This window comes from Antrihabitans stalactiti (assembly GCF_012932915.1).
Taxonomy (GTDB): Bacteria; Actinomycetota; Actinomycetes; order Mycobacteriales; family Mycobacteriaceae; genus Antrihabitans; species Antrihabitans stalactiti.
This window is the reverse complement of the sequence record NZ_VCQU01000008.1, coordinates 306,335-319,768: the sequence shown is the minus strand read 5'-3', so window position 1 is coordinate 319,768 and position 13,434 is coordinate 306,335. Positions and strand designations below refer to the sequence as shown.

Annotated in this window: 15 protein-coding genes; 9 read left to right on the top strand and 6 right to left on the bottom strand. The window is 60.7% G+C overall.

Annotated elements, in window-relative coordinates; all coding sequences use genetic code 11:
• The first annotated feature begins 80 nt into the window (after positions 1-80).
• On the top strand, positions 81-1,223 hold the full coding sequence (locus tag FGL95_RS22800; protein WP_169591091.1) for a TY-Chap domain-containing protein: 1,143 nt from the start codon (positions 81-83) through the stop codon (positions 1,221-1,223).
• Here the strand turns inward: FGL95_RS22800 and FGL95_RS22795 are convergent.
• From FGL95_RS22795 to FGL95_RS33280, 3 genes are all read right to left on the bottom strand, one after another.
• A complete protein-coding gene (locus FGL95_RS22795) occupies positions 1,197-1,544 on the bottom strand; it encodes a hypothetical protein (protein WP_169591088.1) in 348 nt (115 codons plus the stop codon). The two genes, FGL95_RS22800 and FGL95_RS22795, sit on opposite strands and share 27 nt — an antisense overlap.
• Positions 1,541-3,970: an AAA family ATPase gene (locus FGL95_RS22790; protein ID WP_169591086.1), complete on the bottom strand. Its 2,430-nt coding sequence runs from the start codon at positions 3,968-3,970 to the stop codon at positions 1,541-1,543. The genes FGL95_RS22795 and FGL95_RS22790 overlap by 4 nt, the downstream gene beginning before the upstream one ends.
• Positions 3,971-4,041: 71 nt before the next feature.
• Positions 4,042-4,320 carry a ScoMcrA-related endonuclease gene (locus FGL95_RS33280; RefSeq protein WP_476726945.1) on the bottom strand — a complete coding sequence of 93 codons (279 nt, stop codon included), beginning with the start codon at positions 4,318-4,320 and terminating at the stop codon, positions 4,042-4,044.
• 69 nt (positions 4,321-4,389) lie between these two features.
• Here FGL95_RS33280 and FGL95_RS22785 point away from each other — a divergent pair, with 69 nt between their 5' ends.
• The 6 genes from FGL95_RS22785 to FGL95_RS22760 all read left to right on the top strand — a co-directional run bounded on the left by FGL95_RS22785 (position 4,390) and on the right by FGL95_RS22760 (position 8,715).
• Complete coding sequence (locus FGL95_RS22785) at positions 4,390-4,602, top strand: hypothetical protein (protein ID WP_169591083.1); 213 nt, start codon at positions 4,390-4,392, stop codon at positions 4,600-4,602.
• A 24-nt stretch (positions 4,603-4,626) separates the two neighbouring features.
• On the top strand, positions 4,627-5,331 hold the full coding sequence (locus tag FGL95_RS22780; protein WP_169591081.1) for a PE-PGRS family protein: 705 nt from the start codon (positions 4,627-4,629) through the stop codon (positions 5,329-5,331).
• 716 nt (positions 5,332-6,047) lie between these two features.
• The gene (locus tag FGL95_RS22775; RefSeq protein ID WP_169591078.1) at positions 6,048-6,776 is read left to right on the top strand and encodes a hypothetical protein; all 729 of its coding nucleotides are present in this window, start codon (positions 6,048-6,050) and stop codon (positions 6,774-6,776) included.
• A gap of 12 nt (positions 6,777-6,788) precedes the next feature.
• A complete protein-coding gene (locus FGL95_RS22770) occupies positions 6,789-7,271 on the top strand; it encodes a hypothetical protein (RefSeq protein ID WP_169591076.1) in 483 nt (160 codons plus the stop codon).
• Positions 7,272-7,295: 24 nt separating this feature from the next.
• Positions 7,296-7,547 carry a hypothetical protein gene (locus FGL95_RS22765; protein WP_169591074.1) on the top strand — a complete coding sequence of 84 codons (252 nt, stop codon included), beginning with the start codon at positions 7,296-7,298 and terminating at the stop codon, positions 7,545-7,547.
• Positions 7,548-7,785: 238 nt separating this feature from the next.
• Positions 7,786-8,715, top strand: coding sequence for an arginase family protein (locus FGL95_RS22760; RefSeq protein WP_169591207.1), 930 nt, complete (start codon positions 7,786-7,788; stop codon positions 8,713-8,715).
• Here the strand turns inward: FGL95_RS22760 and FGL95_RS22755 are convergent.
• Both FGL95_RS22755 and FGL95_RS33000 read right to left on the bottom strand, forming a co-directional pair.
• Positions 8,698-9,165: a 5' nucleotidase, NT5C type gene (locus FGL95_RS22755; RefSeq protein ID WP_169591071.1), complete on the bottom strand. Its 468-nt coding sequence runs from the start codon at positions 9,163-9,165 to the stop codon at positions 8,698-8,700. The two genes, FGL95_RS22760 and FGL95_RS22755, sit on opposite strands and share 18 nt — an antisense overlap.
• Before the next feature lie 66 nt (positions 9,166-9,231).
• Complete coding sequence (locus tag FGL95_RS33000) at positions 9,232-11,145, bottom strand: O-acetyl-ADP-ribose deacetylase (protein ID WP_169591068.1); 1,914 nt, start codon at positions 11,143-11,145, stop codon at positions 9,232-9,234.
• 62 nt (positions 11,146-11,207) lie between these two features.
• Between FGL95_RS33000 and FGL95_RS22745 the strand changes: the two genes are divergently transcribed.
• Together FGL95_RS22745 and FGL95_RS22740 are read left to right on the top strand one after the other, a co-directional pair.
• Positions 11,208-11,906: an NrtR DNA-binding winged helix domain-containing protein gene (locus tag FGL95_RS22745; protein WP_169591066.1), complete on the top strand. Its 699-nt coding sequence runs from the start codon at positions 11,208-11,210 to the stop codon at positions 11,904-11,906.
• Between the two features lie 29 nt (positions 11,907-11,935).
• Positions 11,936-12,214 (top strand): hypothetical protein, encoded by a 279-nt coding sequence (locus tag FGL95_RS22740; protein ID WP_169591064.1) that lies wholly within the window; start codon positions 11,936-11,938, stop codon positions 12,212-12,214.
• A 232-nt stretch (positions 12,215-12,446) separates the two neighbouring features.
• Here the strand turns inward: FGL95_RS22740 and FGL95_RS22735 are convergent, their stop codons facing one another.
• Complete coding sequence (locus FGL95_RS22735; RefSeq protein ID WP_240963227.1) at positions 12,447-13,172, bottom strand: EcsC family protein; 726 nt, start codon at positions 13,170-13,172, stop codon at positions 12,447-12,449.
• Between the last annotated feature and the right edge of the window lie 262 nt (positions 13,173-13,434).

Genomic DNA, 13,434 nt, shown 5'->3' with positions numbered 1-13,434 from the left:
TCGGGCCCTCTCGATAGTCTGTAGGGGCGAGTCCGAGCCATGGCGTGCTCCTCGCGTCCCACGAGTCCAAGGAGCCGCTCATGTCTGATCGTCCGAGTTTCGACGCTGACATCGACGCGGCATGGGTCGAGTTCCGGCGTGCCCTCGCCGACCGTCTTGATTCCTTCTCGAAGGGGCAATCTCTGGTCTTGACCTGCACTTATGACGTCATTTACCCCTCGCCTCACGTCGTGTTCAGCGTGACGGGCGCGAACCGGCTGAGGTGTGAAATCCCAGCTGGACGCCGCCTCGACGTCATGGACATCGCCGACCTCGACGCTCTCGTGGCCGCCGGCTGGCGTAGTCGAAAGAACGGTCGGTATGTACTCGAGGTGGGTCGACGGCTGTCAGACAAGGTCGCGGCACTCGCAGTTGACCTGCTTCGGGACCTGTGGGAAGTGCCACACCCCGCCTTCCTGACCGAGGACGGTCCGCACGAGCCGGCGCCCGTCGTTGCCATCAAATCGCGGGGTCGCGATCACCTGCGGCAGCTCGCGGCGGCCACAGTCAGCGACCTCGTCGGCGAACCTGCAGTCGTGGACGTCCATGGCGACATCCCGCTGTCGGTCGGCGGAGTGCCCTCGTGGCTCTGTGTGCGCGAGGACGCGCCGACCCTCGAGTTCGTGGTTGTCCTCGGCGAGGCGACCAATGCCACCGCCGTGATCACCGAACATGCGCCGCAGTGGCCCGACGTGACCATGACCGTCGTCGACGACACCGTCGTAGGAGTCCTGCGCGTCGAATCGACGGTATTCGCCGCCAAGAATCTGGCCGTTGCGTTCGCCCGATGGATTCAGTTCATGCGCGAGGGCGCACCTGCGATCGTTGCGGACCTCGCAGTCGATCCAGGACTCCCGCCTGCACTCATGGTCCTGCTTCACCTCGATCCGGATCGCGAGGGACTCCTCGACGCGCACGAGGTCGCGGCGGTATGCGACTACGACCGCGACGCAATCCTCGACTACCTCCGCATCACGTCGGAGCAGGAGATGTCGTGGCGTCGGTCGGCCGCTGAGGCCGACGACCTCGACGAAGCCGCAGCGTGCCACCACGAAGCCGAGGCGTGGGTGCACACGCACGAAAGTTTGCGCGCGGCGTTGCGGGTGGTTGTGTTGCCCAAGTCGCGCGGCGTCGCGATTCGACGGCACTCCGCCAACTCAACGAGCAAGCAGGTCCGCGACTAGTCGGCATAGGTGGCGCACCTCGTCGTTCGTGGGTGACAGCTCGTAGGCGTGGTGGTGGCAGGCACTGCTCAGGCCATTCCACGCAGTTGTCGCAGAGACCGCGATCTCTGGGTCCTCGAGGGCGCGGAGCACCACCAGTTTCGACGCGGCCGTCGTGCCCCGCATTTCCGCGTCCAGCGCCTTACAGCGTTGCGTAACAAGCTCTTCCAAGGCCTGACGCGCTAGGAAAGCCGATAGCCGGGCTGATGGTTGGGTCGTCGCCATCGTGCCGTCGAGCAGTAGTTCGGCGTTGTGAAGCAGCACCGCCGCCGCAGTGCTCATCGGATGCTCTGAAGGTCCGCGATGGTCTTTCTCAGGTCATTCGCGTCTCTGGTCGATAGCGGCGTCGAACTGTGAACTCCGCTCCCACATATGCGTAGTGCGTTTCTGCGATAGATCTGCGCCTCCGGCCAACCTGCACCGCCGGGAACATCGGTCAAGGCAAGACCGATTCGCTTCCGCGTTGTCTTGGAATTCTCCCACTCGGATTCCACGGTCTCTCGTTTCACGCCCGCGCGGTATCGCTTCGCGTAGAACGTATCTCGCGCCGCCGCTTCGATAGCCAGCCTGAAAAGACCTGGGGCCACGCGGTTCTTAACATCATCGGGCACGTGCTTGTCTGCAAGCAGTGCGAACGCGTCTCTCGCGTATCGAACGGCGCTATTGAGCGTCTCGGCAACTGCGACAGTCGACGACGCTCCTCGAGTTACCTCGACGAGCCGTGCATCGACGGAGAGTTGGCGAATCGTCGCAGCCAGGCGGTCGTCGTGCGAGAACACAATGACCTGCCGTGTTTTCGCCAGCGAGGCAAGGACTTTGACAAACCCGTCGATCTTGGCAGGATCCATCGCCTGGATTGGATCATCGAGAACGATGAATCTGAAAGGGCTGCTTGGGGTCGTCGCGCGTGGGATGAACAGAGCCAAGGCCAACGCGTGCAATTCTCCTTGGCTCATCACGGACAACGCTCCCGCTGGCTGGCCGTCGACGCTCGCTTCCAGCATCGCCTTTCGGCTCGTACGTGTACCGGTAAGCGTGATCGAGCCGAGGTCGACGTTGCTCTCCTGACGCAGCTCCGCCCATATCTTGCGAGCCTGGTCGGCGAGAGGCGCAAGTCGCTGATTGCGGAGGTCGGCCGCGTGCTCGGTCACCCATTTCTTGGCGGTCGTTAGCGCCGCGACAGCAGGATCCGCGGTGCGAGCGGCGCGCTCCAGACCAATCCAGGTCGCGAGGCTTTCCGACAATGGCGCCCAATGGTTCTCGCGGTCGGCAAGTTCTCGTTTCGCCTCGTCCTTTAACTCCGTTGCGGCGGAACGAAGCTCGGCGAACTTGGCTTCCATTTGGCTCGTGAGATCGGAGTCGGTAGAGATGGCGGCTACTGCCGACACGGCGTTGCGATACCGCTCGAGCGTTTCGAGGTCCACTCCCCCAATTGGGGCAACATCAACGACACCGGTCGTGAGACTTCGGAGTCCACGGCGACTGGAATCGAGTTCCGCTCGTGCTGAACGAATCTCACCAAGTACGGATTGGCCGCCCGCGAGCTCCTCGGTCGCATGTTGCTTCCAGTCGGCAGTCAGTCGACCCTCGCCGCAGACTGGACATTCGCCTTCGCCCTGCGAATCGAACAGCGCGATAGCCCCACTCAACAGCTTTGATCGTTGTTCCGCGAGTTCGAGCGCCGTCCCAGCGAGCCGCTCAGTCTCGGCGAGCGCATGGCGGAGTCGCTCGACTCCTGCGGTGATTTCCACCGCGTCGGCGACGGTGATTGTCGAAATCTTCCGGAGTGGGCCGATTGTGGCGTCCGCGCGCGCAGCGGTTCCACTCGCCAGCTGGCCCACTGCGTCCAGATCTACGATGCGCTTCTTCAAAAGCAGAACGGCATCAGCTGCACGGGAGTCGTCGGATGAAGCGAGGGCAAGTTTCAGATCCTTCAAGGCATCGGCTGCCGACTTCCGCGTGGTCCTGCGAAGTGCGAGTTCATCGGCGAGCAGCTTCTCGGCGTCGTAAATCTCTTCCAACCCAAGCAACTTCGCCAACGCGTCGTAAAGCGCTGACGGACCTTCCTCGAACAAGCCACCTATTTCGTCGTACGAAAGTAGCGGGCGATGTTTCTCTACGGTGTCGCGCCAACCAAGTCCGTCCCAACCGGGCTGGCGTTTCCCCTTCCCGACCTGCAGCCACGCGGTTGCCTCGTCGAGGTTTGCTCCAGGCGACCAGTCGACACCGAGCACGGACGGCTCTCCATCCTCGACAGCGAGCCCGATTCGGACCTGGCAAGGCGAATCCTGATGCAAGTTGCGCCAATTGCCGGTCCACTGAGTCGACTTCTTGCGCCACCGATAGCTCCCGCCAGTGACAGCGAACTCCAGCGCCTCAGCGAGACTCGACTTACCCGACCCATTCCGCCCACTCACCACGGTCAGCCCAGGTGCGGGATGCAGCGGCAAGGTCGCTGTTGGTCCGATTCCCCGAAAGCCGGCGACCGAGATCGACGTCAGGAACGCTCCCGTCGGTTCGGCTGTGCTCCTGGTCGGGAGCACGGTGACGGCCGTTCGACCGGTTGGCGCGAGGTCGAGGTGATCACGCAGAGCTTGACGCCCCTCCAACGCGGCAAGCACAGTCAACTTCGCGTGTTCGTCGAGCGAGCTGTCGGCATCGGCGAGCTCGAAGACTACATCGGACAGCGGACGTTCCACCGTGGTCATAGGGCCTCCCCAGGTTTCGTGCGAAGCGTAAGGGAACGCACTGACATTCGTCGATGTTTTGTGGCCGCAGGCTAAGACTTCGCCGACTGAGATGTCCCCTCGTCGACTTCGAAACAAAGGTCGCGAAGGCGCTTCGCGACGTTCTTGCCCCCGGTGAAGTCGCCCGATCGCCTTGATTCGCCCGTCGCATGTCGATACGCAACGCCCACAATCGCTTTCGAGTCGTATCTGCGGCTGCCGAAAACTAGAAAGTAGTCTCTAGCCTCACCGAATCCATTGCGCTCGAGGAATTCTTCGCGACCAAGCTTGTCGTACTCGGCGATGGCTTTGACGACCGATTCACGCGTCACATCCGAAAGCTGCACGCGACGAACACTAGTGCTGCGCCGACCTGCCCGCTCAGATGATCAAATGGCGATATGAGCGAGAAACCCGACGCACGCGCCGCAGTCGAGGCGATCGCAGAGGCAACACCCGAACCGATCCGCGAACACTGGGTCGACGTCAACGGCGTGCGGTATCCGCCGAAGCAGGCATATCAGCTCGTCAGCGGCCTTCCGCGCTCTGCGTTCACGTCACACCGCGCAATCAGGGAACTGCGAAAGCTCGGGTTCTCAACGACTACATACTAGCCGAGCCCAGCCGCAAATTCTGCTGTGGACAACGCCGCGGCGACCGACGATCCCGGAGGGATCGCAGCGTCCATCACCACACTGTTGAAGTTTCTCGACGACCGAGACCTGACCGCGCACATGGCGGCTGCCGAAGCCGCGTTCGTCGGTGCTACGTCGGAATCTTCGGCCTCCGTCGTTCACGATCATGCCTTCAGTGAAGATCTTCTAGACGCGGCTCTCGCAGTCCGCGCCCGGCTAGGCCGGATCAATGACGTCATACACGCAACCGTCATCGCACGGACACTGCCGCTGATTCTCGAGCCCGGCGAGCACGTAATAGTGCGTCCATCTCTGGCTGCCGGTAACGACCGGACGAGACCGTTCGACCTCGAAACCGATCGCAGAATCGCAGAATTCAAAGTTTCGCAGTGGAAGGGCGCCGACACGATGCGTAAACGCGGTGTCTTCGCGGACATGGTGCATTTGGCGCTCGACGACAGCGACCGCAAAGCGGAGATGTATGTCGTAGGCCCAAGACCGATCAAGTTTCTGCGAGGTTCGAATACCACCGCTGAGTCGGCGCTTGGGCGGTCGTCGCCGCACACAAGGGAACGGTTTGCTAAGCGCTTCGGCCCGGCGGACGCCGTCACAATAAGGGGCTTCACATCAGGGGTCGGCGCGCACATCAAACTCATCGACTTGACGACGTTGTTCCCCGTCTTGGACCTCCCGGCGGAGCTTCTCTGACGACCTCTGTGGCACTTTCAGTCCTGACGCGCGGACGAGTCTTTAAGGCTTGGATGTCGCTGCTGCATAGGAGAGTCGTTGATCTGCTCGGCGCAGCGAACGGCGGTGAGCCCGAAGGCGTCGAGATCCACGCCAGTTCCGCGAAACCAGAATGGTTGCGATGAATTCCGCTGTACTGCCACCAGTTGCCGTACGGCATCAGCTGCCCAGCGTTGTTGATCCATATCTGGAACGGCGAAAACCGCAGCCCATAGGGATAGAAGAAGATGCCGCCGTTCGGCCGTGATCCGACGGTCCCTCGGGAACCCATCTCCTTGACCCGCCCGCGTACACGGCTGCGGCCCGATCTTGAACCCCACGGATTGATGCGACCGCACTCAACTCCATACCCAGGCGCGGTAGATGGGCAATCAATGCCAGCACTATTCGCAAACCCGGAAACGACCTTAATACACGGTCGTTAATTGCTAATTGCGGATTCTTAGTCTGTCAACTCGATCGCTATTTGCTAATTGCTATTTGCTAAATGACATCCGACCAGCGAGCCGCTGACCTGCGCAAACAATGGCTTGCCAATTTCCGATAGATGCTCTACATTCAAGAGGAAGGCATTTAATAAAGATTGCCTCATCAGCATGGTTCGCCTCGGGCAATGGCAGCGTGAGCGAATGCGTACGAATTGCCTTCCAGGCGAATAGTCGAAAGCGAATAAGACAATGAGTGATAATGCATGCCTCGACTACGAGGTGAAGATCCATCTGGAACAAGACACTGACGACCCTGTCTTGTCTCCCGATACCGACACCATCAGCGAAGATGTTCACTACCTGCTTATTCTCGCGGGGGTACTGCACATCCTCGACCAGCCGACATGGCCGAGGCACGGCGTCGGGGACGCCATCAAGGTGATGTATTCAATCACTTGCCCATTCCGAGTTGACCCCAGTGACCGATCACCCTGCGAGGCAGTGTTGAGGGCGACGTCGGAAAGCTCGGGGAAGGAGTACTACACACTGGTCGGACTCGCGGAAAGGCTCGTCGACCTTCACCTGGAGTTTGAGGGACTGGAGTTAGTGGCCGCCGGTGAAATTGTCCTCGCACGTTACGCGCACCACCATCCGGAAGTGTGGGTGGACTACCTCGACCGAGCGCTTACAACCTTGCTCAGAATCCGCTCGATACGCGCGTTCAAAGTCATGACCGTGAGTACCGAGCTCGGCGACTTCGGATTGTTGCCGTTCGGGTCGCACAACTCTGATGAACCGATTGTCGCTGCAGCAAAGGGTGGAACGCCGTCCGGCGACTTGTTCGACGTCATGGATGGTCTCGCAGCGGACGACGCTGCGGCCGCCGGGCAACTTCCCTCGACCCGTGACCTCGGGCAGCCGGCACTCTGGGCGGAGCCGAGGACGAACGACATCACTACGGACCCGCGTTGGATGTAGTTCGACGCCGCAATGAACCACGAGATTTCACACTCCTATCTGCCGTACTGCATCGAGCGTCAGATCGGTGCTTACGAGGAAACGGACAGCTGGACTCCTGAGGACGATGCAGCCCGGATCGCCGCCACTAGGGCTATCGGGCGGCGCGAGCTCGAAGAATTGAAGGAGCAGTGCGCTTCGGAGATGGGACTGGACGAACGGATCGAATTCCTGATGAAGGCCGCAATGACCGATCATGACCTGCGACGCGGAAGACAAGAGCGTGAAGCGCTACGGCAGGAACTCGAAACAGCGAAGCCGCTGCACTACTTCGGTAAGTACAACGGCCCCGAGGTCGACCTGCTGGCACGGATCTCCGAAGCTGGACAACCGCGTGGCGTTACAACTGGCGGACTCGCGCGTGGATGCCGATGGAACTTGGCGAGGCGTTCGGGATCGTTTTCGTGCACACCGAGTGGTACCCGGGGACCGACGAAGAGGCCCACGCTGCAATGACCGACAACGAAAGAGGGAAATAGAGTGAGTACAACCAAAGAGCTTGTTGCGCAACTCGTTGCGGGCGAGCTAACTATCGAACAGGTCGCAGAGGCGCTGCGATCAAAGACCTTCCGGAAGATCTCAAACGAATACCCCGACGAGACCGCCGACCCACGTGTCTACGACGATGACAGCTTCTTTTGGGTCGGCGTTGCCTGGGACAGACAACGGATCGATGATGATCAGTACGACATTTTGTCACGTGCCGCGGGCGAATCGACGAATGAATCTTGAGGTAGGCCTCCATCCTAGCTCCAGCCCTAAGCTCAAAGTACTTGCGTGAGTTGGCGATCGACGTCAAGCGCGCGGCACTCCCGCCGAAATCGTCGGCGAGATTCACCGGCTGACCGCGATACCCAGACGCCTGTCTGCGTCGAAGTTTCGTCTCGGCCGCTCTGCAACTCCGATACCAAATAATCGATCGACGCGCGAAATACACTGCCCATCAGAACAAACGAATGAAGTGACCGACATGAAAGTCTTCTACAGCCCCGACTATGCGGGTTCTGCCCACGCCTTCGCCACCACCCGCAAGTCGGGGTGGATCGCCGACTCGCTGGCCACCGAGCCGATTGACAGCGTCGAACTGATCGCTCCCACGCCGCTGACCGCCGATCAGATCGCAATGGTCCACGACGACATATATGTCAGCGCAGTACGCACCGGCAGCCCTCGGTTTCTGGCCGAGTCGCAGGGCTTCGGCTGGGATCAGGGGTTGTGGCCGATGGTGGCAGCATCCACAGGCGGAGTGGTCGACGCCGCGCGTGCGGCTATGTGCGACGGGGTCGCGGGGTCACTGTCCAGCGGACTGCACCACGCGTACCGCGACCGCGGCACCGGGTTCTGCACCTTCAACGGATTGGCAATCGCAGCCAAAGCGGTGATCGATGAGGGCACAGCCAAGTCTGTGCTAGTTCTGGATCTGGATGCACACTGCGGCGGCGGCACCTCGTCGCTGATCGCCCGCGATTCGCGGATCCGGCAGATCGATGTGTCGGTCGACAGCTTCGACTCCTACGCCGATACTGACAATGCGCAACTGACGATCGTGACCGATGCGAGCGAGTACTTAAACGCATGTCGCCAAGCGCTGTCACGCACCGAAAGCGCGACGCAGTCAGCGAAATTCGACCTGTGCCTCTACAACGCCGGAATGGACCCGTTCCAGGACTGCCCGATCGGCGGCCTCGACGGCATCACCGGCGAGATACTCGCCCGCCGGGAGGCGCTGGTTTTCGACTGGTTCCGTCAGCGCGGCATCCCAGTGGCGTTTGTGCTGGCGGGCGGATACCTCGGTCCGAACCTCGATGAGACCGGCTTGGTCGGCCTTCACCGGCTCACCCTGACCGCTGCCGCACAGGCGGCGGTGACAGTTACGACTTGGCTAGGCCAGCGGCAGTAAGTACTCGGTCACAGCGTCCCAATCTGAGAATCGCGCGGAGCCAAATTGGATCCATTCACCTTCGAACTGGGCTGCACCATTCGCGTGGCGATCGTCGACGAGAAAGTCGCCGCGATTGAGGTTCTTGTGGTGCGAGAGGATGAGCCGTTTGTATGCCACCGAGTCGCTTTCGAAACCGAAGTGCTTCTGGACCCATTCCAACTTGTCGTGCCACGCGGTCGGGTTCTTCCACGGCGCCGTCGAAAGGATGTAGGTGTCGAACTTCGTTGCAAGTAGCCGGTACGCATCGAGTGCGCCATCCAATGGTTCCATCAACGCGAAGATTCCCGGCACCTCGTCGAGATCGTTCTCGTGGCGCTCGAAGAGTTCCCGGCTGATTTTGTCGATGCCGGTTTGAAAGTGCACCAACGTGTTATCGAGGTCGACGTACAGAATCTTCTTCACTGGCACTGCGGTCCTCCTGGGACGGTTACCGGTCGCACATTGCAGGCAGTGGTCGACGTTCCCACACGCTCCCTAATCTCGCTGGCTCTTGAGTAACTTGCGCGTCAACTGTGCCAGCTCTGACGAGTAGGCAACAAGCGTGATGCGACTGACGGACGTTTGTGAGGTCGTCACTGCCTTGACCTGCTGTGCAATAGCGTCAGCTTTCGGCCATCCGTACGACCCACCTGAGATCAATGGGAACGCGATCGACCCAACACCGAGTGAGTCTGCGAGTGCGAGACTCCGCGTGTAGGCCGCCCGCAGCAGTTCCGACCTGTCTTCGCTCCCCGAGTAGCGCGGACCAACAGTGTGAACGACCCACTTCGCGTTCAACTTACCCGCTGTAGTTGCCACGGCGGCGCCGACTGTGAGGCCGTCAGGAAGCGACGTCGCACGTAGGACCTTGCATTCCTCGAGAATCGCTGGCCCGCCCGCGCGATGGATCGCACCGTCCACGCCCCCGCCACCAAGGAGACGGCGGTTCGCAGCGTTGACGATCGCGTCGACGTGCATCGTTGTGATGTCGCCTTCGACGACGTCGACGATCGGTCGCGCCGGCTTTGTTTGAGTCGCCACGCTCCACAGCGACTCCTTCGGCTTCGCCCACGGCATCACTTTCAATACGTCTTCAGGGTTGCGACCCAACAAGATCGAATAGCGTGCAGCGACCGAAGGAGTCCGGCTACGACCTTCGACGCAATGCAGGAGAACAGTTTTGCCCTCGTCACGGAGTTGTTGAACTGTCCGCGCGGCATCGTCGAGAACGAACTCCAGGTTCGCGTTGCGCTCGTCACCTGAGTCGATCAACCAGAACTGAAGGTGTTCTCCGCGGATCGGCGCGCGCCCCACCCGGCACAGGCTCACGACGGCGTCGTATTTCTTGTCGCGATAGAAATCAGCACCGCTCACTGTGACGCCGCTGTCGTGCGGATGTGTAGCGATGTTATTCGTCCTGAATTTCGAGTAGTCCACAACGCCGACGCTTGGCCAGCCTTCGCGATCGTCGCCACCTTTGTTGGCGACCTTTACAGCGAGCCGAACCAGATCGTCGGCCCGAAGTCCCGGGTATCCGTGCAGGATTCGGCGCCAGCGCGCGGGAATCGCCGATGCTCCCCACCGCGCACCGAGCAGCCCGCCAGCGATCGCGGCCGTGGTGTCTGTATCCCCGCCCGCGAGGATGCACAATTCGAGAGCGGCTTGGAGATGTTGGGGCCCTGAGGAATCGGCTTTGGTGATCGCCCACCAAGCAGTCTGTAGCGCGTGCACTACCCAACCGTTGTTCGCGAAGTCGCTCGGCTCGCCGATCTCAGCCTGAGTGATCAACGGACGCCAGAAGTCTGCGACATCCTTCTCCGCCTGATCGAGAAACAGACCTACGCCGTCCAGATTCCCTTCCAAGACAGCGTGTCTGATCGCGAACGACCACAATTTGCACGCCTGAATCGCGCGCTCGTCGTAGTGCGTGAGCGAGCTGATCGCGGCGGCAGCATCGATACACGCCTGTGCGTCATCGAGGTAGGCGAGGGCTACAGGCGCCGTTCTCATCAGGGAACCGTTTCCAGCGGTACGCCCCTGGAGTTCGCCCGCGTGCCTTTGCATCTCGATGGCCGACTGAGAGCGATGCTGCAAGACGGTTCTGGTCTGATTGCCGATATCAGCGGGGTTTGTATCTAACCACTCGACGAAACGCGCTGCGACAGCGTCCAATCCCGGGCCGGTGCGGATATCTGCACCGTCCGCCGCGGCCAACGCGATACCCAACGCCATCGAGGTATCGTCGGTCCACTCCCCCGGCGCCCAGTTGAACGGTCCGCCGCCGATCATATCGATGGCATTTCCAGCCGTCGGATGCGTGAACTCGTATCCCGCCCCGAGTGCGTCACCAGCCGCCGTTCCAAGCAGAACGCCCGCAGCCCGATGTGTCTGCAGTTCCGAAAGCTTCATCATTCCGCCCCTTAGATCGAATTTGCGCTAACTATAGATCAAGACTGAGCTAAGCTGCAAGCGTGACGAAATGGCGTGACGCGAGCGGCAAGTCTCTGGAAGACTATCCGCGCCCATCAGTCGCGGTCGACGTGGCGGTGTTGACCGTCGCCGATGGCGAGTTGAAGGTCCTTGTCGTCAAATCTCCGCGCGACGGCTTGGCCTTACCCGGCACGTTTGTCCATCCTGGAGAGACGACACAGAGGGCAGCAGTGCGAGCGCTTGCTGCGAAAGCTGGGCTGCTCGGAATCGAGTTTCACCAGCTCGGAGTCTTCGACGATCCGCAGCGGGACTACCGCGGGTGGGTGATATCGGTTGCGCACGGGGCGGCGTTGCCTCTGGATCGATTTCCGGTTGACTCGACACTCATTTCGATTGTCAACGACGTACCGGTCGAGGACCTCGCCTACGACCACGCACAGATGGTGACGTTCGCAGTCGCCGATCTACGGGAGCGATACGCGCGTGCGGTCGACCCGGACAGACTGCTCGGTGAAGCGTTCACCGTTTTGGGGCTACGCCAGCTGTACGAGGCGATTTACGCACGCCCATTGCCCAAGGACACTTTTCGCCGACAGTTGGTGGATGGGTTAGTCAGTGCTGGCCAGTTGGAAGTCGGCGGGGGGCGGCCGGCGGAGCTATTTCGGCGACTACCAAACTGCCTGCTCCCTCGATCAGCCGCCAGCCTATTCTATGGCGACTACGGTCGCCGTCGCGGATGACCGTGTTCTCCCGGTTCACGGATTCGATTATGAGCCGTATGAAGGGCCCACGTATCGACTTCGATTTTGCTCGCCCTTGGAAAAGCCCGTTCGATTCGTTTCAGCCGATATGCGCCGCGAAAAATGCTCAATTCGATTTCACAAGCGACGTAACGCCGCCAATCTTCCAGGAAGCCTCAGACGAAGCATCGATGATCGCGGCGACGATGTCCGCACCACACAACCCGGATCCCGAGTATCAAACCCAGACTACGATGCAAGCCCTAGCGCGCATCCCCTCAATTGAACTCGGACACAAGAACATTTGACAGCACAACAACGAAGTCGCTGGTCTACCGTGTCATTCACAGCGGTGAAGGCGGAACATTCTGCACTTTGTCGACGTCCGGTTCTGACCAACGGATGTCCGCGCTAGAGAACATCAGGCCATTCAGGTCGATCGTAGGATCGCACTACAGCTGGTTTCGCTGCTTGAAGAGGCATTTCCTGGCATCTGAAAGGCAGTCGCAAGGGCAGGACTCCAAATAGCTCGCGACGACGCTAGCCGCCGACCGCGCCACCGGACTGCCCCTCGTCCTCGTCGTCGTCGACGACGATAATCAGCTCCGAAGCGCCGCGTTCCGGAAAGTTCGACTTCGCATACCTTGCAATGGTATTCAGTCCCGCGACGTTGACACCTGCACCGACGCCGCCGCCTACGAGCGGGACGATCTTGACGAGGTTAATTACACCCTGTTGGCCGAACTTCGTCACCAGGCGAAATCCGACCTTCTTGTTGATGTCAATTAGCACCCGGCCAGGAACGCGTTGAATCGCAGCCATCGCAGACTTTGTTCCGATCTTCGCGCCGGCCTCGCTTATGGCAGCCGCACCGCCAGCTCCGAGGAGCGAGACAAGCACAACACTCTTGACCTCCTCGGTATCGAGGTCGTATCCGCGAATGTGCGCGATGGCCGCGGTGATGCGAACTGCAGCGGCATAGAAGGAGACGACGTCGGCAGGCATCCCGACTACCAGGGCGAGCGGCCCGCCAACACTCGTCACGAAACCTGACACACCAACTTGGCGCCGGTGAGTTCTGATTAGCCGCTTGATCGCATCGTCTGGGTTCGATGAGGACGCAAGTGCTTCATCAGCAACATGCTGCGCGCCCTTCCAAGGGCCGACACCGTCGATGCCAGCAGTCAGAATCTTGTCGACCAGCATCTCGGCACGAGCCTGGACGGCGCTATCCGTGCTCGCCGTGTTGCTCGCGTCCCATGCCATGATTCTCTCCATTCGATCGGCGCGTGCCCTACGGCGAGCTCAGTTTCGGGTCGGTTTAACACCCACCAGCGCTCAACTGACCGCGGCGGGGAGGGTGAAGGATGACACCTAATTGCCCGCTATGCCAACCTGCCCAGACTGTCGGTACCCCGTTGTATGTTCAGCGGCTGACGAAATGAAAGTAGACAGCGGCGCTGTAAGTTCCTTTCGCTCCCAGCTTGGAGGTCGCAGTGCTCAACAACTGGCGCGAGCAATCTGCGCG

Coding starts and splice junctions, on each gene's coding strand:
- FGL95_RS22800 (WP_169591091.1), top strand. CDS start 81: ATGTCTGATCGTCCGAGTTTCGACGCTGACATCGACGCGGCATGGGTC.
- FGL95_RS22795 (WP_169591088.1), bottom strand. CDS start 1,544: ATGAGCACTGCGGCGGCGGTGCTGCTTCACAACGCCGAACTACTGCTC.
- FGL95_RS22790 (WP_169591086.1), bottom strand. CDS start 3,970: ATGACCACGGTGGAACGTCCGCTGTCCGATGTAGTCTTCGAGCTCGCC.
- FGL95_RS22785 (WP_169591083.1), top strand. CDS start 4,390: ATGAGCGAGAAACCCGACGCACGCGCCGCAGTCGAGGCGATCGCAGAG.
- FGL95_RS22775 (WP_169591078.1), top strand. CDS start 6,048: ATGAGTGATAATGCATGCCTCGACTACGAGGTGAAGATCCATCTGGAA.
- FGL95_RS22770 (WP_169591076.1), top strand. CDS start 6,789: ATGAACCACGAGATTTCACACTCCTATCTGCCGTACTGCATCGAGCGT.
- FGL95_RS22760 (WP_169591207.1), top strand. CDS start 7,786: ATGAAAGTCTTCTACAGCCCCGACTATGCGGGTTCTGCCCACGCCTTC.
- FGL95_RS33000 (WP_169591068.1), bottom strand. CDS start 11,145: ATGAAGCTTTCGGAACTGCAGACACATCGGGCTGCGGGCGTTCTGCTT.
- FGL95_RS22740 (WP_169591064.1), top strand. CDS start 11,936: ATGAGCCGTATGAAGGGCCCACGTATCGACTTCGATTTTGCTCGCCCT.
- FGL95_RS22735 (WP_240963227.1), bottom strand. CDS start 13,172: ATGGCATGGGACGCGAGCAACACGGCGAGCACGGATAGCGCCGTCCAG.